We start from the raw sequence: 18,707 nt of genomic DNA on the forward strand, positions 1-18,707 counted from the left end.
CATTTCGACAATGACCGCCATTCTCAAGATCACCTTACGCCGGCAGGCAAAACTTCCCACTTCCACAAGTGTTCCGTTTGGAAATATTTCTGAGCAAACTCACGAACCTGATCCGCCGTTACCTTGCCATAGCCGTCCATGGTGTAGCGGATAAGTTCCAACCGGCGTGGGTCGGTCTGCGCTTGCTGCAGATAAAATGCCCAGAAGTCATTGGTCTGCTGCTGGTGTTTGAGCGTCTCAACTGCGGGCTCCCGCGCCCTTGCCAGTTCATCGTCAGATACGGGATTGGTGCGCAGATCGGCAGCAACCTTGTCCAGCAGCGTGTAAAAACTCCCTACCTTTTCGGGCGTCGTCTCAAGAGAAATATAACCGAAGCCATATCCCGGTAAATCTCGCGACAATTCAGCACTGGCTTGCAAACCGTAAGTCGCACCCTCGGCAATTCTGAACTGGTCAATCAACCGGTTTTGCAGAATTTGGGTTGAGATATCTGCGATGAAGGAACGCGGAACGTCCGAGAAAAGATCACCGATCGGGACGCCAACACTGATCGCGGCCGTGTCATCTCTCCCCGTATGCGTGGAAATCAGCGGCTTATCGTTGGCATCGGGAAACTTCACGACCGTCTGATCGCTCTGCGGTGAGGTTTCTGCCCGCTGCGGAAGCGCACCAAATGTACCGGCTGTCAGGCGAATAGCGTCATCAACCGTCACATCACCGACGATGGTGATTTCAATCGGTCCCTTGGAAACCAGCGGTTTGAACAGCGCCTCGACATCGCCAAGCGTCGCGGACGACAGTTGTTCACGGCTCGGGAATGCCCAGCGCGGATCGTTGGAGTGTACCAAGCCGGCAAAATCCCGGCGCACGACGCTTCCAGCCGTGGCATCATATTGGTCCAGGCTGCTCAGATATGCCTGCTGTACTCGCTTGAAAACTTCGGGGCGGTAGGCTGGACGAGATGTGTAGGCAGCCATCAATTGTAACTGGGTTTCCAGATCTTCCGTACGTGTGCGCCCATCGAACCGTACGGCACTATCGCCAACCGAGAAATCGATGCCAAAAATCTTTCCAGTCAACGCTTTCTGGATGTTTTCAAAATCCAGATCCTCCGTGCCGGACAGTATGACGGCCGGAGAAGCCCACAGGGGCGGGAAGGGGTCACGCGCGATTTGCGATCTGCCACCACCGATATGTTCGCGCACCAGAACTTCATTGGCGCGCAGCTTTGTCGGCTTGACGGTCAGGCGCACCCCGTTGGCAAAACGGACCATGGTCAGCCCGAGATCTTCAACCGCCTCGCGCTTAACAACGGCCGAAGGTTCACCAAATGACGTGTAGGGCCAAACGACATCTTCTGCGCCAGCGAGTGCGGAAACGCTAATGGCGCGGGTTGTGCTATAGGCAGATCGTACGGCTTCTTCGCCACCTTCAGGGGCTTTTGCTGCTTGGAGCAAGACCTGCGGACCATTGCCGACAAATGCAGCGCGCAGCGCAGCGTTGACTTCGTCAACCGTAACGTCACTGGTTATAGTCTCAAAAAGCGAAAGATCGTCCTTCGGTGATGTGAAGACCTGATCGGCATCGACACTGCCAGCCAGCATGGAGGCGAGGGCAGTGGAGTTTCGTGTCTCGGCACCCGCGGCGTCGGCTTGAAGGGCCGAGCGGAACTCGACAATCTCACGCTGTAATTCCGCTTCGGTGACACCAAACTCCTCAATACGGCGTTGCTCCTGATCTATCGCAGACAGCGCCGCCTGCCATTTGTCGGGCTCAGAACTGGCGGAAACCACCGCAAGTCGGGCAGATTTCAGCAGGCCTTGCGTTCCGGAATTCGCGCTGATGAAGGGCGCATCAGCTCTACTCGCCATAACACTCAGACGACGTTGCAAAACCAGAAAGCCAAGATCTTCGATGAGATCATCGCGGCGCTTGGCCACAGAATCTTTCGTCGTGTCAAATGGACGTGTCCAGGCAATCTGAACGCGCGTCATGTTTCCCGGAAGCGCAACGACATTGACCGTTTCACCTTTGCTCTTCAAAGTACCAAGATCAGGTGCTGGTTGTTCTGGCCCGCTGGCTTTCCAGTCACTGAAACGCTCACGGATTTCGGCCTCCAGAGTTGCGGGATCAACATCGCCAACAACGATCAAGGACGCGTTATCAGGACGATAATTGGCAGTATAATATTCCCGCAGCAGATCGACGGGCGCATTACGAATGATCTCGGTTTTGCCAATTGGCGAGCGCATCGTAACGCGCTGGCCTTCGAGCAAGGAATTGAGAACACTCACACCAGTACGGTACTGCGGCGTATCGCGCAGCCTTTCTTCAGAGAGAATAACGCCACGTTCGCGGTCAAAGGCAGCAGCATTTAGCTTCAACTCGCTCGCGGTTTCACGCATCAGTTTCAAACCGGTCGAAATCGTATCGGCGTCGACCTGCGGCAGATCGAGCGAATAGACCGTCTCGCTATAGGACGTGTGAGCATTGGTATCCGGCCCGAATGCCAGACCCTTGCGCTGGAGCATACGCACCATCTCGTCTTCGCCTACATTTGTTGAGCCTTTGAATGCCATGTGCTCGAGAAAGTGAGCGAGGCCCTGCTGATTATCATTCTCGTCAAGGGAGCCGGAACCAATACGAAAGCGGATCGCCGCTTGATTTGGTGGTGTAGTATTGCGCTTGATGGCAAATCGCATACCGTTTGCAAGCACGCCAAACTGGACATCGGGATCTGCTGCCAGATCACTATGAGCCTGCGGCCAGGACGTGGCGACATTCTCGGCCCGAACCGGCATTGCCAAGCCAATGCCTATGGAAATTGTCGCAAGCGCAATAAGCGTCTGGCGGGCGGAATTTGTTATATATTTGAAAAACATCAGTGTTCCGGCAGATTGTAATTGATATGCAAGGGAATATCTCAAAGCGACTAGTTCGCTTCAAGTGCATATTCTCAGATAGCGAAGTGTTGAATATGTGACTTCTGCCATTTTGGTCTCGCCATCCTATTTCGGCTGAGCGCAAACATGCTTGGATTTGGAAAGGAAACTCGGGGCCAAAAACATACCCGAGAGAGATAGCGGGAAATTTCCATACTGATTGCTGGCGCAGGCGAGGGCAGGGGAGTAGGCATTCTCCAGCATCACGCCCTTATCAATACGGCTCGAGTATAAGCAGCCAGGTCGTCTTGCCGTCTACCGAGCCGACAAGGAATATTGCCGCAATTGTTGAAGATCACCACGTGGTCCTCATTCCAGCCAACGGTCTCATTGTCACGTGTCAAAGCATCCGCTGGGCCGCAAGCAATGAGTGACGCTGGTACCAAAATTTCAATGATCAAAAGCGACAAAGGGTTTTATCGAGTATGCTTTTTTCGACGGTCCTTTTAGTACTCTTCAGGTCCGTTCCGATGCTGCGGCATCGACGAGTTGGCTAGCTCATTTACTCATTGAGCATAACAAAGGGAAAGGAGACGCTAAAGCAGGGTAGGGCACTGCAGTCATTCACCATGGTCATACAAGAGTAATGCGCAGCGAGAGCCCAGGCAAAATCTTTCCGTTGTTCTCGTTTCGAGTGGCGGTCCGGCAAGTCCCCCCATCTCAAACATGAGCGTGGTCCGGTCTCTAGTTAGTCGCATCCGTAAGGCACGCATGGAAAAGTAACAGCTGTAACTTCTCCTCCGCTCACTCGTTGCCGGGTGAGGCATCAAGAGGCTGGTGCGAAACTTTGGCAGGGCACCATTTACCCTATGATCACCGCGACAAAGTTTTAAACGACGTCTTCCTTTAGCCCTCTGTAACTCACACACAGTTCAGCCGAGAATTAATTCATTTCTACATTGCTCAACATCCTCCCTTCAAGCATGCAATTGAGTTGAGTTGAACGACCTGTGACTCTTTTGCTGACCATCGATCCGGATGCTGCCCCAGTTCCTCCCGATATCAAGTTCAAACCTGAGCCGGGGAGGAGAGTGCAACATCGGTGTTTTTACACAGCCCTCAAAAGTTACAGCTGTTACTTCTGAGTTTTGCCGTATCGGTTATCGGCCAGACCAAACAGACTGCGTTCCAGATTCAGTTTCCCTTCAAGGGCACGATCGATCATCGCTCGGAAATAACCACCGGGTTTGCTGATTTGTTCGGGATCACGAATGGATTTTTCGAGCACCGTGGCAAGAATTGCAGCGGCAGCATACGAGCCAACCTTCTGTTTGCCGTCCGCCCAACCTGCTTCTGACAGTCCAATCATTCGCCGCAACACCTCACCCGAACGAGAAAGTGTCGCCCAGGAGTCGAATTGAGTACCTATCATCGCCTGCGCTTCGGGGCAGGCGGCTTGGAGCAGCCCCACAGATACGGAGCCAAGAATTTCACCTTGAACGGTATCAACATCTCGCTGGGCCACGCCAAAAGTTTCTTGCTCAACTGCTGGATTTGCAGAAAGCTTTTTTTCAAAAGCTAAGTCGGCCGCGTAGCGGTCGTTATGTAAATTATGGTCGCGCTCGTTAGAGCGTGTCCTTTCATTCTTACTTTCAGATGGAGATTCTAGGGTTGTATTAATAATAGGAGTGACGCTGATGTCACCCTCGGATGCCATATTAAATGGAATATGCTCGGATGGAAGGCTTCCTACTACCCTATCATGCAGCAACTGAGTCTCTTTTGCTCTTGCTACAATATCGATCTTCAGGAGGCCAATGGCCGCAAGCTCGGCACGAACATCAGCTGTCTCGTCGGGAAATGCGACGCACATATCCTCAATGGCCCGCGAAAGCCTGGCGATGTCGCGCTTTGCCGCAAGTTCGATTGCCAGTCGCTGTTGGTAACGGGCGACGACCCGCGTCAGCTCTTCAACTCTTACACGCGCCGGCGTGAAGTCGATGCCAAATCCAGCGACAACCTCGCCTTGATCGTTGCGATAAACAAAACGGCGGCCTGTAGAACTGTCGCGGTAAGCTGCGATGCCTGCTTCGACCAACCGACGAATGCATCTGATAACAGTGCGTTCCGAACGCATGGTGTATTCCGCCAGCTTTGCATTGGATATGGCGACGATCGGCCGACCTGAGCCCTTCCAGTCATCAGCACGCGACAGGCCAAGCAGGATGTCCATCACATGATAGGTTGTTCCATCAATGCCAAGCACCGGCGCTGCCTTTTTCAAAAGCAGGGCGATTTCGGATTTAGTGGTGTCTGGAACGTCGTTTGCCATCGCCAATCGGGCGCTCGCAACGATCCCAGGAGTGACGCGTCTAAAGGACGCTACTGCAGAAGCTTCAGTCATAGCTTACCCGCTGCGATCGCAAGATCACATTCCCAATCGGTCGATTTTCAGGAAGCCATCGGAATTTAGACGCAAAAAAACGGTCTCTGACAGTTACAGAGACTTGATTAACGCGTTCGTCCGTCTTAGAATCAGATCGTTACAGCTAATGTTGACGGTGCTTCGTGTTCCGTTGGCCAATGGTTTAAGGGTCTATCGATTGCAGTCGATGGGCCCTTTTCCGTTCTGGCGACTAGCTCATCCCAGAATCCTTTCGTTGTTGGTCCTGAAATTCCGCAACAAGTTCGGGTAGCCGTTGCAGCAGCCAGTCCGAAAGCCCGGGAAGGCGATTGTCCGGAATTGAAATCCGTGTCGATGTATCTGTACGTTTCGCAGCGATGACGACGCCATTGGCCACCGTCACGTCGACGGCGACCGGTTCGCGCTTCGCTGATTGATCGAGAACATCAAGGATCAATGAAAAACGCTGATCGCTTCCAGTAGTAGCCCAGGATGGAGATGTGGTGAGTTCGGCAACCGCTGCGGCCTGCGCTCCATTCAAACGACGGTCCTTGATGAAAGAGCCCAGCTTTTCCCATTTCGGGCGTCCAATCGACGAGGCTGGCCCGATCAACCGGATAATGTTTTCCGGGATCAACGATGCGGTGTTTGTCAGGATCGAAATATAGGCAAGGTTTCTGCCCTCTTTCCGACCCAGCGCATCAGAGATAACTTCTCTGGAATATTTACGATCGCGAAGAGTAAGGGCAAACAGCGCCTGTTCGATAAAAGACAGGTTCAGACGTTCAGAGTTTTCAATGCCCTGAGAAACGACAAGTTCCTCATCACTCATATCGCGAACGATCGCCTTTACCGGCCGTTTCAGAATCTGGCAGGCGCGAAGCCGCCTATGTCCGTAGGCGGCTTGATAATGGCCTGGACGGTTAGCGAGCGGACGCACAAGAATAGGCAGCTTCTGACCCGCATCCCGGATGCCCTCAACGAAGGCCTGAAACGTTGCATCGCCTTCAATATCAAGGCGATCATTCACAAACGATCCCACAATGTGGTCCGGATCAAGCTCGACAATCGACTCCGCGGACAACAACTGATCGTGCAGCCGCTTATTCTCGTCCTCGATCGAAACGAAAGCACGGTCCATGGATTTGACGGCCGTTGAACCGACGCGTCGCTTTTCATGATCGACAACGGAAACTGGCGTATGCTTTGCAAGCGCCGCCGTGTCGACATTGGCGAACAGGCTCTTCATGCGCTGATTTCGTTCTTTGGGATTTGCCATTATCTGCCCCACACGTCTTTGATGTGAAGGAAAATTTCACGGTTCACGGAATCCACGGACTCGATCGCACGATTGAGCGTGTCGCGCCCGACACTGCCTCGTGACAGTTCGTAGAGGCTCTTTTTTTCCAGACCTGCACTCGCAATGGCCGTGGTTTCCACAACAGCCGGCGCCAACACATCTTCCTTGAAAAGAGAGCGCAGCAAGGTGACGACATTCACCTGCGGCCCATCATTCGGATTGTGACGGGTAATGACATAGCGAATGAAATCGTGACTAAGCGTACCGCCGCGATCTTCTATAACGCCCATCAGATCGCTCATCATCGCCAGAAACTGGTTCATACTCGCGACATCGATCATTGCCGGATGAATAGTGATCAACAGACCGGTTGCCGCGCACAATGCTCCAAGTGTCAGATAACCGAGCTGCGGCGGCGCATCGATCAGCACAACATCGTAATCTGCCTCAACTTCCGAAATGACGGATGACAAGCGACGGAAGAAAATCTCGTCGCCACGACCATAACCTTCCGCAATCGCCTGAGGTGTCTCGTGCTCATATTCCATGAGTTCAAGATTGGCCGGAATGAGGTCGATCCCGTCAAAATAGGTCCTTCGGATCACCTCACGAACGGGTCTGCGCTTCTCATCATAACGAATAGCGGCGTAAACAGTCTCGTTTTCATCGACGTCAAATTCCGGCTGGTAGCCGAACATCGCTGATAAAGACGCCTGCGGATCAAGGTCAATCGCAAGAACGCGCAGGCCCTGGATTGCCAGATAGTGCGCCAAGTGAAGGGTTGTCGTGGTTTTTGCCGAACCGCCCTTGAAGTTCGCAACAGCAATAACCTGCAGCTTTTCTCCCTCACGACGGCGGGGCAGAAACTCCAACGCCTCGTTAGGACGCTTACGTGCCAAGTGTTCACGGATCTCGTTGACCTGGGCTAGCGTATAAATCCGCCGGCCATTGTCCTGCCGGTCCGGGATTGCGCCTTCGCCATCGAGCGACATTTGCCGCAAGGTCGATTCAGCGATGCCCAACAGGCTGGCAACTTCGCGAGAGGTAAATGTCTTGAGGCTCTTTTCAATCTCTGGCTCATACAGTCTTTCGCGGATAGACTGGAGCTGGGCAGACAACAGCTGAGCCTGTCGGCTAATCTTCATTGCCGACGATTCTTTTGGTTGAATTCGCTGTTGGTTCGTTGTCATTTCGCCTCACGACGGTTTTTTCGTGATTGTCAGTAATTTACCGTCGACCGACAGTTAACCGATTCCGCATTTTCGTCAAATCCTACTTGGTTAATGAAATCCTATCATCAACGTCAACTCCGTCAGATGTTTACACCTGTTAAGAGGTTTTCGCGTCTATTTATCAATATCTTAACCAATTGGCCGCCGCCCTGTTGGCATCTTTTGCATGATGTGCGCACCACGAATGAAAGTTGTTTAAAAACGCAACCTTGGGGCCATCAGGCACCTTGATGACGAAGACGCGTCACGAATCAGTTTTGTAGAGCATGAAATCGACCAACTGATTCTCAGCTACAGCCAATATCCGCCCCTGTTGCCCAGTTACCCTCAAAACGGCTCGGAGATCTCGTCCAAACACACCTCACAGCTCCGGAAAGTCATCAAAATCATGAATCAATGATGCCTGATCGATTCAGATTAGTCGTTGGACGATATCCGGGTCGGCAGCGACAATCCGGGCATGGAAAACACCGACAGACATACCATTCATCTTCAACGGATCGACCGGGCGCAGAACATGCGGCGCTTCTACATGTTGAGCATTCAACCGACATTGTTCGGAGAAGTCTCGCTTATCCGAAATTGGGGTCGTATCGGTGCAGCAGGTCAGACGATGGTCGAGACATTTGACCGTCCGCTTGATGCAAAAACAGCGTTTCTGCGCATTGAACGCCAGAAAATACGCCGCGGTTACCGCGATCTGGTGGGCTAGAACCGGCACTCAAAGCGCCCCAGATTGCTTAGATATCTGGCAGTTTCGGTACCGGCCTCGTCATTAAAACAAAAGGCCGGTCGACAAGACCGGCCTTTCAACTCTATGGCTCAATGCGCCTCAGCGGCGTAGCAAAAGTTTGCGACAATCAACGCCAGCCGAGTTCTGGAGCAATCTGCTTCAGGATCGTTTCAATCACATGCGTGTTGTAGGCGACGCCCAGTTGATTTGGCACTGTCAGAAGCAGCGTATCAGCCTCGGAAATAGCCTCGTCAGCCTTCAGTTGTTCGATAAGGGCTTCCGGTTCAGCTGCATAGCTTCTTCCGAAGATTGCGCGTGTCTTATCGTCGATAAAACCGATCGTATCGCCTTCCTTGTTGCCGTAACCGAAATAGGTGCGATCCATATCATTAACGAGAGCAAAGATGCTACGGCTGACCGAAACGCGTGGTTCACGGGCATGACCAGCTTCTTTCCAGGCGGTACGGAACGCACGAATTTGTTCCGCCTGCTGAACATGAAACGGTTTGCCCGTTTCGTCTGTCTTCAGTGTCGAACTTTGCAGATTCATGCCAAGTTTTGCGGCCCATTCCGCCGTCGCATTGGAGCTTGAGCCCCACCAGATGCGCTCACGCAGACCATCCGAATGTGGTTCCAGCCGCAACAGACCGGGAGGGTTGGGGAACATCGGTCTTGGGTTGGGTTGCGCAAATCCGTCACCCTCAAGGAGATTAAGGAAAACTTCGGTGTGCTGGCGCGCCATGTCTTCTTCTGTCTGGCCTTCTGCCGGGCGATAGCCAAAATACCGCCAACCGTCGATAACCTGTTCAGGCGAACCACGGCTGATGCCCAATTGCAGGCGTCCGCCGGAGATCAGATCGGCCGAACCAGCGTCCTCGATCATATAAAACGGGTTTTCGTAGCGCATGTCGATGACGCCAGTACCAATTTCAATCGTCTTGGTTCTGGCACCGACAGCGGCAAGCAGCGGGAACGGCGAGGCAAGCTGCCGCGCAAAGTGATGAACGCGGAAATAGGCGCCATCTGCTCCAAGTTCTTCGGCGGCTACAGCAAGGTCGATCGACTGCAAAAGAGTGTCGGCAGCCGAGCGTGTTTGCGACTGAGGGGAGGGCGTCCAGTGCCCGAACGACAAAAATCCGATCTGTTTCATGATGGCCTTCAAAACGTTGGAGAAATACCGGTCACGCCGGCATCATTGTTGCCAGTCATATAGGCATCATTCCCCCTTATCCAATCCGGCAAACAAAGACAGCGTGTCGTCGAATTGTGAACGATCGCCCTCATTACACGCATTTGGCACTGCAACCGGCACACAACGCCGCATTAAGCGGCCCGCAGCGACATACTGTCACAACAGCAATCACCGTTCGCTATCGTTCTTAACGATTGTTAAAGCAGCATATACGTTTCCACTGGTAGCCCGGAGCAAAAGCGGATGCCCGCCGATTTCAATTCAGAATTACACGCTCGTCCGTCGATCTATTTTGAAGGCCCGGCTTTTGTGGAACATCTCGCATTTATGCCTGAAACGGCGGCAGCGCGGCCCAATGTCGACGACCACGTCTCAAGGATCACGGAGGATAACTCCTTCAAGACCCAGATCGAGCATCATACAGAATTCGTTACCGTCACTCGAGTCCATCCCCTTGATAACATCAGTGAAAACTGGCCAACATCAGGTACCACAACAGGCGAATATGCTGAGGTTGCGGGCCTTAAAGATGCCCGACTTATTTGCCGTGTCTGCATTCTGGTATCGGGCCCAGCGCCAGCTGAACTTGGCCCTGTCTTGAGAAAATTTGGCTTTGGCGACACGGCAGCATCGTCTATCGGCAACGGGGCTGCCCAGGTTTGCTCTGATTTCCGCGTCCATGATGACCAAAGCAGCGGCATCATCCTGTTCAACAATGATTTGAATGCATATCGCCTCGGCCGAATGATCAGACGCATCTACGAAATCGAGACGTATCGCGCCATGGCGCTGCTTGGTCTTCCCGAAGCCAGACGCCTGTCACCACGGCTGGTGGATTTTGATGCCAAGCTGGTGCAACTGACCAGCAGGAATTTGAGCACCTCGACATCGGAGCATAAGGCCCTACTGGATGAAATCTCGCTGCTGTCTGCCGAGATCATTTCCGCCACGGCTGAAACCCGTACGCGCTTCGGGGCAACAGCGGCCTATGCGAAGATCGTTGAAGAGCGGATTTCCGAACTGCGAGAGCAACACGTCGCCGGTTTCCAGCGTTTTGGGGTATTTGTCGCCCGTCGTTTCAATCCGGCCGTCCGCACGTGTCACGCCACAGCTGTGCGGTTAGAGCAGCTTTCACACGCAACAATGCACATGATCGACCTGTTGCAGACACGCATTCAGGTCGAAATCGAGTACCAGAACGCCGTGCAAATCCAGGCAATGGCCGACCGCGCGGCAACACAGGTCAAGATCCAGCGCGCTGTTGAAGGTTTCTCGATCATCGCCATCAGCTACTATCTGCTCAGCCTGCTAAAGACGGTCTTTGAGACAATCGAACATTCAGGTTATCACCTGAGCCCAATGATCATGCTTGTGTCGATACCGGTCGTCATTGTTGCGGTTTGCATCACCATATTGCGTGTAAAACATGCTTTGAAACACGAGGCGTGACAGCACGGTCGAGCAGATGTGGGCGCACTATATGCACGCCAGCACATAGTTGCTCAACTCAATCGGCTCCGACTTCGGCGTCTTGAGCGTAATCGATGTAAATTGCACCGATGAGCTTTCCGGAATTATCGGTTACGGGATGCAATCCATCCTCAAAATCGCCCTTTTCCAGCCGATCAGCCAAGGCGCGTAAGGCGTTGGCGCAGGCTTTATCAATGGCTTTTCCTGTCGGGCCACTCAACTTCAATTCAACGTCACAGTTCAGATGCTGTGAGAAATCCGCCTCATCCCGCACTGTAGGTACCCCTATTTGCATTTTTAAAGACCGATGACCGCGTTGAGAATAACAGAAAGGACCATGTCTGGCATAGCTGGTGACTAAAAAAAGACGTCGCATCAGTTTGATAGCCGCAGGCAGTGACATAATGAGAGGCTGCCAATCACCGGGGAAACGTCAGCACAGCGACAATCGTCAGAGCTTGACGCACCAACTAAGTCTATCGACCATACGGATATCTCTCCCTCTGAGACGTCGACATCAAAAAACAGCAAACTATTGTAATCAGAGTGCGCATCGTGTCCCCCTAGTGCAATCTTAGCGGAACGATATCAGGGCGATTTGCGAAAAGTTGTCATCCCCACTTTGGGTGAGCAGTCGAACTGACGGCGGAAATAATGCCTTGCTGACGGCGTCCTTCTAACTATCAGAGCCCCACTCGCCAAAAGTTGAATTCCCTATCTCTAGCAGGGGAGTATGGTTCGCCACGTAAAACAGCTGGCTGGAGGAACCATGACGCGCCTGACCGCAAAAGATTTCCCGCAAGAACTGCTCGAACTTTACGACTTCTACGCTCACGGGCGGATTACAAAACGAGAATTCCTCGACCGGGCCGGCAAATTCACCGTCGGCGGTATGACAGCCATCGCCCTTCTGGGAGCGCTCAGTCCCAATTATGCTTTGGCCCAACAAATCGCGTTCACTGATCCAGATATTGTGGCAGAGTACATCACCTACACGTCACCAAACGGTAATGGCGAAGTTCGGGGTTATCTTGTGCGCCCGGCCAAGGACGGCGTAGCGGTTACCGACCGCAAGGGCGGGATTGTGGTCGTGCACGAAAATCGGGGCTTGAACCCCTACATTGAAGATGTTGCCCGTCGCGTGGCCAAAGCCGGTTTTGTGGCACTTGCTCCCGATGGACTGACTTCGGTTGGCGGCTATCCGGGCAATGACGAAAAGGGACGTGAGTTGCAGCGGCAGGTCGATCCGACCAAGCTGATGAACGACTTCTTTGCCGCCATTGAATGGATGATGGCCAGCGACCTCACCACCGGTAAGGTCGGCATCACCGGCTTTTGTTATGGTGGTGGCGTATCCAATGCGGCGGCAGTCGCGTATCCTGAACTTGCTGCCTCCGTGCCGTTCTACGGACGTCAGGTTCCGGCGGCTGATGTTGCGAAGATAAAAGCACCGCTGCTGCTGCAATTTGCGCAGCATGACGATAACGTCAATGCAGGCTGGCCGGCCTATGAGGCGGCCTTGAAGGAAAATGGAAAAGTCTATGAGGCTTACATTTATCCGGACACCAATCACGGTTTCCATAATGATTCAACGCCGCGATACAATGAAGAGGCCGCGAAACTCGCCTGGGAGCGCACTATAGACTGGTTCAAAAAATACGTTGCCTGACACGGCGATGACAGTGGCAACTGAGAAGGGCAAGGGCATCTCTGCCCTTGTCAGCTATGCGGGCTCGCAGGCTATTCCGGATCAGCTTGCCGCTGCTTTTGCATCATGACTGTGACGATCAACCTGCGTGGCGACAATCTTTGCCACCAGGTGCGTCAGGTTTCGTGCTTCAAATCGATCCTTCAGTCTGTCGAGACGATGCTCGATCGTTCGAGGCGACAGATTAAGCAGTTCGGCGATTTCCTTGGTAGATTGCCCCTCAATCAGCAGCTGAATAATATTGTCATCGGTGATGTCGGTCTTTGCCTCCAGCATACGCGAAATGAAGAAACGCCCCTCGATTAGGCTCAGACACCAGCCAGGCTTTCCCTCAACTTTCTGCGGCAGGATAAGGCGCTCGTAGCCAATCCGGACACCGAGAAGTTTTGTTCGCACGACATCAATGGCCGGACGTTTAGATTCGAGAGCCCGTGAATAGCTTGCTATGATCGCATCATCAATGAAGCGACGGTCGAGGTCGCGCAAGGCAGCATCGGGAAACTGCTTTTTCATTTCATTCAGCAGACCACTCTTGAAACCAAAATCCTTTACGCGACGGAAGCGCCAGTCGTAGGGATCATCTGCGCTCGTTGTGATGACCGAAAGCGCCATCTTAATAGTCAGCCGGCTGAGGATACCGGCATAGAGGTCATCGACACCGGTGGTTTCGTCAGACTGCAACCACGCATCGATAAGGTCCTGAGAGAGTGAATTGAATGAACCCATGTCTGCATGTGCCGAGTATGAAATTATCGTTTTGTTTCAACGGCAATATGATTGACATTCGTTAGCAAACGATTGTTGCGCAATACGAAAAATATCCAATGATCGAGAGACCTAAATTGCCCGTGACGCGCACGAATGAAGCAAGCACGGCTTTGCCGACACTTCGGTTTTTCCAACTCGATCCATGCTTCTCGATGAAGGCAACACAACGCAAAAAACAATGCTGCCATTAATGCTCTGTTGAGCATGGACAAAAGCGCCACCTTAAAAGCGAACCGACAGGGTAAAATTACCGTCCGTAATTATTCCGCCGTTTAAGAATTGGATGGAATTGTGGCGACCGAGGGCGACCAGAACCGTCGCAGCCTGCCTCTCCCTGGAGGTTGGCAACAAATGGGATCGGCCGGTCGGCCAAGCATTCTTTCGTCTCATGAGAGGCGTCCCCATTTCCCCGCATCCGATTTTAATCAACAAACGCGACGATCGTCATGACGATTGCAACCACAGAAGCGGCAGAGATCAAGGACAACGAGACAGTCATGCCGCAAGCAATCTCATGCTGACCTTTCACAGGTAAAACAGGACAACAAATGCGACTGATGACCACCATCCCTGCGGGAAGAATTGTAATGCTGTGCGGCACCGCCTTGCTGCTCGCCTCATGCTCTGGGGAGCCGTCTGCAAGCGACATCAGCAAGGCGCTGAACGGCGCAATCGAGGCAGAACAGAACCAGATGAAGAACCTGACTGCGGGATTGAGCGCAGGACTTCCCGGCGTCGCCAACCCGGTCAGCGAGATGATGTCGATCCAGATAACAGATCTCGAGAAGATCGGCTGCAAGGAAAGTGGTGAGAAGGCCTATGTCTGCGACGTGCGTTACACCGCCAAAGGGGGCCTGTTCGGTAAAGAAGGCCGCGACATCACAACTCCGATCAGAATGGTCAAAGCCAGTGACGGATGGGCTGCATCTGGCCGCTGATGCCTTTCCTCTTTTATCACCATTGCAATCCTGAAAGATACATCATGCGATACCTCCTAGCGACGGCACTCACCGCCAGCGCGCTGATGGGCACGACCCCGGCCAGCGCCCAACAGGCGCAGAAGATTTATTATTCCGGCGCATTCAATTGCGGCCAGACCGACTACACTACCAACTGGAATATCCGCAAAGACCAGTCCGGCGACATTGCGGTTACCGTCTATTATCAGCAGCGTGGCTCCAGCCACGTGAACTGGCTCGACTTGACCGAGCGCAAGACCTCCAACGGCATGCAGCTTCACGATGCCAACGGCAACCCAAGACTTGATGTGGCAGCCGACGGCGATACGATCCGAGCAATCTGGATGAAGGGCGCTCCACAATCGAATTGCTCGACTTTTGCAGTTAGCCGTTCAGACAGTCCACGGGATCGCTTCGACCAGTTGTTTGCGCTGCTCGATACCAGCAAACCGGATGAAGAGGTCGCAGCCAAGGTTGCGGATGCAACACGTTTCCCGCCGATCGTTTACGCCCTGCCGGAACTCGATCAGACAGCCTATTCACAACGTTATAGCACGTCGATCTCCGAATTCTGGACACGATACAGAACAACACTATCAGACGAACTGACAGCGATGCCGATCTCCGCGGACGCAGAGCGCAAGGCATTGAGCGAAAGGGTTGATGCTGCCCTGTCCAGCACCCTGCGTTCCTCCGCTGACAACAACGGGTTTCGGGACATGGTGACGATGCTGCAAAAGACGGCCGATCGTCTGGCCGACAGCGGTGCCAGCCCGGCCATCGTTCTCGGTAACAGCGACGCGGGCCTGATGTGCCAGCGTTTTACCAACCTCAACTTTGCTTATGACTATTTCGAGTTCGACAAGCTTCAGCTCGCGACCGCCGTTCCTTTCGATTACTGGACGCGCGACATGGCAGAGAAATTCCTTGAAGATGCGCCGGGTTGCAAGGCCATTCACAAGGACTATTCTCAGCGCCTGGCATCGCAGTGGGCTGAGATCCAGAAAAGCCAGCAATTCATCGAGACATTGCGTGCCGAACAGGCCCGTCTGCGTGCCCTTCCTGCAACGGTGGAAACGCTGGTTGACACAAAAAACCTCCAGCCGGATCCGGAAAAAGTACGTCTTGGTTATGGTCAGTCCAATCTGTCGGACCGTTTCTTCGGTACCCCTCTGGACGCCCGACGTCAGGAAATTCTGTCCATTGCCATGAAGGACATTGATGATCAGGTCGCGTCCTTTACGCTAGACAAGCCCGAAGCTGCCAAACAGATAGGCGACCTTTGCGATCAGCTTGGTTACCTTCGTAATCTCGGTGAAGAACAGCGCACGACAGTGCGTGAAAAATGTGAGGCTGTCCGCACAACACTCGACGAAAAGCAGACAACTGCAGCCCTCGAGAAGGTGACCGCTGCGTTCGCTTCCGTGGAACCAGGTACCGAACAGGCCAAAGTGGCACGCGAACTGTGCAGCGATCTGCCTTCCAAGTTGAGCGGTAACGCGTTCTCTGCCGTCCATAGCGCTTGCCAGATCGAGACGACGAAGCTGGCAAAGAAAGAAGATGAATTGCGTTGCACCAACGCGCTGGCCGCTTCGGGTGCATCGGAAGACTTCCTTGAAACAACGGTTGCCGTGGCCGAAACCAGTGGAACATCAAAGGCTCCACTGAAGGACCTCGTCTGCAAGGGTGCTGTACGCGAGATCAATGTCAGCTTCTCCAGCAGCGGCATGCTGATGTGGAAAACGCAGGCCATGACCGTTCGTTTTCCTAATGATGAAGAGCCATGGCAATTTGTCCTGAACGAAGATGAAAACGATGCGAACTGGGTACTCGCCGTCGAAGACAAGTCAACCATCGAGCGGCTGGAAAAGCAGCGCATGCGCATCGAGATCGTCTCGGCCTGCTTCATGGGTTCGCCAGCCTGCCGCCCCTGATCCTGGAAATCCGTTGAGTGTAAAGGGGCGGGCCAATACCTGCCCCTGTTTCTCTGTCCTTTGTTCTGCGAGCACATCCATGACTTTTTCGAGATTATCCGCACTTGGCCTTATGGCAGGTCTTTGCATCGCGTCGACATCACACGCCGCCGAATTCCGTTCGACCTATTCCGAAACCCTTGCCTGCCCGGTGACGGAAGAGGGGGAGGATGCCTTTATTCGGGAATGCACCGGCCCCGGAAATGTTCGGGCTGTGCTGCAATATGTCGAAGGGCTGGTTGGCGTGTTCTACCTGCCTATGGGTGGTAAGACGCCGTTGGAACGTGAAGACATGTTCGAGATCAGCCCCAAGGCACGCCAACCCTATGGTGCGAAGCTTGAATGGCGCCAGCGGGTTGGTGACCCCACGCCTTGCGCAGCCGTGATCCGTGTCTTTACAAACAAGGGTGAGGTGCTGGTGGTCAATGAACTCGCAACTGGCAACCGCATCGGCGTCGTGAAGGCCAACCAGCAGGCACGTGTTCTTGCTGATCGTACCTGTGGTGAAGCAGAGGCAGTGCCTACTATCGCAGAAGCAGAAAGCACGCCGACGGTCAAACCGGTCACGTTGCCTGCAGAAGACGGCAGCGTTTCAGAAGCCGCACGGTTGGGTAGGGAACGCTTCATGCAGCTCTACATAGAGACTGGCATCGTCGGCGCAATCGAGGCAATCGAACACTGCTATAGTGATTTTCAGAAACAGCCGTCTGCAACAAAGCTTGCAGAATGTGGGGCAATTGACCTGACAGGCGCTGAAGCTGACGGTTCCGTATTGAGCGGGCGGCCGGACCTGCAACAGGCTTTCCTTGCAAAGGATAAACCGGCAGCACGGCTCACCGCGGGGATGAAAACACTTGGCCTCGATGACAAGGCGCGCCAGACTTTCACGCAAGAATTCGAAACAGCCACTGGCATGCACGTTGCTGCTCAAGCTCCGGCAAAACCGCAGAGCGGATCGGTCTTCAACTTCTCCGAATGACCGGGGCTGCGATATGCCAATATAAAAGCCATCACGACCGGTGTCGTGATGGTGGCAACGTGCAAACATTATCTGCGATGTGCCATCATGGATGGTCTCCAGCATGTTGGCTAAAGATTTTTGGGTTGGTGACGCAACCTATCCTTTACGCTTTCACCGCAAATTGTCCCGCACTGGAAACTGACAAGGAGTGACGGGTGCCGAAGATCACAAGAAAAAGCGCATTGCTGGCAGTTTTGCTTGTTTGCCTTCTCTTCCTTCCACCGTTCAACGGGTTCTTGCGTCAGGGGATCTTTTTGGTTGAAGACTACTTCGATGACAGACCGGAACAGTCGGCGCTTTTCATCGGAAACAGTCGGACATTTTACCACAATATGCCCGCGATGGTACGCACCATTGCCGACTCCGCTGGCTACACCAAAAAGCTTCATATCGAAATGGCTGCAAATCCCGGCGTCAGTCTGGGTTTTCACCTCAAGAATGAGCACACCCAAAAGTTGCTATCGCAAAAATGGGATCATGTCGTGCTGCAGGTGCTCAGCAGTGATCAATACAGCGCAGAACAGTCCCCTCAGGCATGGCAAGATGCCACAAGCCTGATCAGACAAGTCCAGGACCATGGATCCATTCCGGCCATGTTCGTCACCTGGCGTTACACCGACCGATGTGTAAAGAATGCTGGCATGCCGACGGCAGAGGCAAAGGCGTTTGCGCCATCAGGGTATGCCAATATGCATACCAACATTCAGGAACAGCACGCTCACCTTGCGGCCTCGACTGGGGTAGATCTGGTGAATGTCGGTTTGGTCTGGGAAGCGCTGCAAAGCCAGCCTCTGCGCTTCAGCCTCTATGATGATTGCAACCATCCTTCAATCTACGGCAGCTACATTGCAGCACTGATGTTCTACAGCTACTTCTCCGGCAACGACGTCAAAAACGTAACGTTCAAGCCAGACGAAATTTCATCCGAAGACGCAGAGATGTTGAAGCAAGCAGTCTCTCGCGACGGGCAGACAAACGCTTCAAATTGACGCTTGAAGCAATAAAAAAACTGTTAGAACGATTTGGGCGATCACTCCAATCGAGCCGACGGCATTAACACCCCAT

14 protein-coding genes are annotated in these 18,707 nt (G+C 53.3%); 7 read left to right on the top strand and 7 right to left on the bottom strand.

The window, feature by feature from the left end:
- Window positions 1-29: 29 nt before the first annotated feature.
- The 4 genes from IB237_RS21000 to repA all read right to left on the bottom strand — a co-directional run bounded on the left by IB237_RS21000 (window position 30) and on the right by repA (window position 7,776).
- Complete coding sequence (locus tag IB237_RS21000; RefSeq protein WP_210324051.1) at window positions 30-2,882, bottom strand: M16 family metallopeptidase; 2,853 nt, start codon at window positions 2,880-2,882, stop codon at window positions 30-32.
- 1,135 nt (window positions 2,883-4,017) lie between these two features.
- A complete protein-coding gene (repC, locus tag IB237_RS21005; RefSeq protein WP_192490682.1) occupies window positions 4,018-5,286 on the bottom strand; it encodes a plasmid replication protein RepC in 1,269 nt (422 codons plus the stop codon).
- Window positions 5,287-5,518: 232 nt separating this feature from the next.
- Entirely contained in the window at window positions 5,519-6,565 is a 1,047-nt protein-coding gene (repB, locus tag IB237_RS21010) for a plasmid partitioning protein RepB (RefSeq protein WP_192490683.1), read from the bottom strand.
- Window positions 6,565-7,776 (bottom strand): plasmid partitioning protein RepA, encoded by a 1,212-nt coding sequence (gene repA, locus IB237_RS21015; protein WP_192490684.1) that lies wholly within the window; start codon window positions 7,774-7,776, stop codon window positions 6,565-6,567. Before repA ends, repB begins: the two co-directional genes overlap by 1 nt.
- Window positions 7,777-8,278: 502 nt before the next feature.
- Between repA and IB237_RS21020 the strand changes: the two genes are divergently transcribed.
- A complete protein-coding gene (locus IB237_RS21020) occupies window positions 8,279-8,530 on the top strand; it encodes a WGR domain-containing protein (protein ID WP_192490918.1) in 252 nt (83 codons plus the stop codon).
- A gap of 148 nt (window positions 8,531-8,678) precedes the next feature.
- Here IB237_RS21020 and IB237_RS21025 read toward each other — a convergent pair whose 3' ends face one another.
- Window positions 8,679-9,701: an LLM class flavin-dependent oxidoreductase gene (locus IB237_RS21025; RefSeq protein WP_192490685.1), complete on the bottom strand. Its 1,023-nt coding sequence runs from the start codon at window positions 9,699-9,701 to the stop codon at window positions 8,679-8,681.
- Between the two features lie 285 nt (window positions 9,702-9,986).
- Here IB237_RS21025 and IB237_RS21030 point away from each other — a divergent pair, with 285 nt between their 5' ends.
- Window positions 9,987-11,192 (top strand): DUF3422 domain-containing protein, encoded by a 1,206-nt coding sequence (locus IB237_RS21030; protein ID WP_192490686.1) that lies wholly within the window; start codon window positions 9,987-9,989, stop codon window positions 11,190-11,192.
- 58 nt (window positions 11,193-11,250) lie between these two features.
- On the opposite strand, the gene IB237_RS21035 is transcribed toward IB237_RS21030, so the two are convergent.
- Window positions 11,251-11,616, bottom strand: coding sequence for a hypothetical protein (locus IB237_RS21035; RefSeq protein WP_192490687.1), 366 nt, complete (start codon window positions 11,614-11,616; stop codon window positions 11,251-11,253).
- Window positions 11,617-11,982: 366 nt separating this feature from the next.
- Between IB237_RS21035 and yghX the strand changes: the two genes are divergently transcribed.
- Window positions 11,983-12,882 carry a YghX family hydrolase gene (gene yghX, locus IB237_RS21040; RefSeq protein WP_192490688.1) on the top strand — a complete coding sequence of 300 codons (900 nt, stop codon included), beginning with the start codon at window positions 11,983-11,985 and terminating at the stop codon, window positions 12,880-12,882.
- Between the two features lie 81 nt (window positions 12,883-12,963).
- Here the strand turns inward: yghX and IB237_RS21045 are convergent, their stop codons facing one another.
- On the bottom strand, window positions 12,964-13,647 hold the full coding sequence (locus IB237_RS21045; RefSeq protein WP_192490689.1) for a helix-turn-helix transcriptional regulator: 684 nt from the start codon (window positions 13,645-13,647) through the stop codon (window positions 12,964-12,966).
- A 590-nt stretch (window positions 13,648-14,237) separates the two neighbouring features.
- On the opposite strand from IB237_RS21045, the gene IB237_RS21050 reads away from it, so the two are divergent.
- From IB237_RS21050 to IB237_RS21065, 4 genes are all read left to right on the top strand, one after another.
- The gene (locus IB237_RS21050; RefSeq protein ID WP_192490690.1) at window positions 14,238-14,627 is read left to right on the top strand and encodes a hypothetical protein; all 390 of its coding nucleotides are present in this window, start codon (window positions 14,238-14,240) and stop codon (window positions 14,625-14,627) included.
- A gap of 44 nt (window positions 14,628-14,671) precedes the next feature.
- Entirely contained in the window at window positions 14,672-16,582 is a 1,911-nt protein-coding gene (locus IB237_RS21055; RefSeq protein WP_192490691.1) for a hypothetical protein, read from the top strand.
- A 79-nt stretch (window positions 16,583-16,661) separates the two neighbouring features.
- Window positions 16,662-17,600 carry a hypothetical protein gene (locus IB237_RS21060; RefSeq protein WP_192490692.1) on the top strand — a complete coding sequence of 313 codons (939 nt, stop codon included), beginning with the start codon at window positions 16,662-16,664 and terminating at the stop codon, window positions 17,598-17,600.
- 197 nt (window positions 17,601-17,797) lie between these two features.
- On the top strand, window positions 17,798-18,631 hold the full coding sequence (locus IB237_RS21065) for a DUF4886 domain-containing protein (RefSeq protein ID WP_192490693.1): 834 nt from the start codon (window positions 17,798-17,800) through the stop codon (window positions 18,629-18,631).
- Window positions 18,632-18,707 lie beyond the last annotated feature (76 nt).

It is taken from the genome of Agrobacterium sp. AGB01, assembly GCF_014851585.1.
GTDB lineage: Bacteria > Pseudomonadota > Alphaproteobacteria > Rhizobiales > Rhizobiaceae > Agrobacterium.

Excerpts from the sequence above, each read along its gene's own strand:
- IB237_RS21020 (WP_192490918.1), top strand. The coding sequence starts at position 8,279 with ATGGAAAACACCGACAGACATACCATTCATCTTCAACGGATCGACCGG.
- IB237_RS21055 (WP_192490691.1), top strand. The coding sequence starts at position 14,672 with ATGCGATACCTCCTAGCGACGGCACTCACCGCCAGCGCGCTGATGGGC.
- IB237_RS21035 (WP_192490687.1), bottom strand. The coding sequence starts at position 11,616 with ATGTCACTGCCTGCGGCTATCAAACTGATGCGACGTCTTTTTTTAGTC.
- IB237_RS21045 (WP_192490689.1), bottom strand. The coding sequence starts at position 13,647 with ATGGGTTCATTCAATTCACTCTCTCAGGACCTTATCGATGCGTGGTTG.
- IB237_RS21025 (WP_192490685.1), bottom strand. The coding sequence starts at position 9,701 with ATGAAACAGATCGGATTTTTGTCGTTCGGGCACTGGACGCCCTCCCCT.
- repB (WP_192490683.1), bottom strand. The coding sequence starts at position 6,565 with ATGGCAAATCCCAAAGAACGAAATCAGCGCATGAAGAGCCTGTTCGCC.
- IB237_RS21060 (WP_192490692.1), top strand. The coding sequence starts at position 16,662 with ATGACTTTTTCGAGATTATCCGCACTTGGCCTTATGGCAGGTCTTTGC.
- repA (WP_192490684.1), bottom strand. The coding sequence starts at position 7,776 with ATGACAACGAACCAACAGCGAATTCAACCAAAAGAATCGTCGGCAATG.
- yghX (WP_192490688.1), top strand. The coding sequence starts at position 11,983 with ATGACGCGCCTGACCGCAAAAGATTTCCCGCAAGAACTGCTCGAACTT.
- repC (WP_192490682.1), bottom strand. The coding sequence starts at position 5,286 with ATGACTGAAGCTTCTGCAGTAGCGTCCTTTAGACGCGTCACTCCTGGG.
- IB237_RS21000 (WP_210324051.1), bottom strand. The coding sequence starts at position 2,882 with ATGTTTTTCAAATATATAACAAATTCCGCCCGCCAGACGCTTATTGCG.
- IB237_RS21030 (WP_192490686.1), top strand. The coding sequence starts at position 9,987 with ATGCCCGCCGATTTCAATTCAGAATTACACGCTCGTCCGTCGATCTAT.
- IB237_RS21050 (WP_192490690.1), top strand. The coding sequence starts at position 14,238 with ATGCGACTGATGACCACCATCCCTGCGGGAAGAATTGTAATGCTGTGC.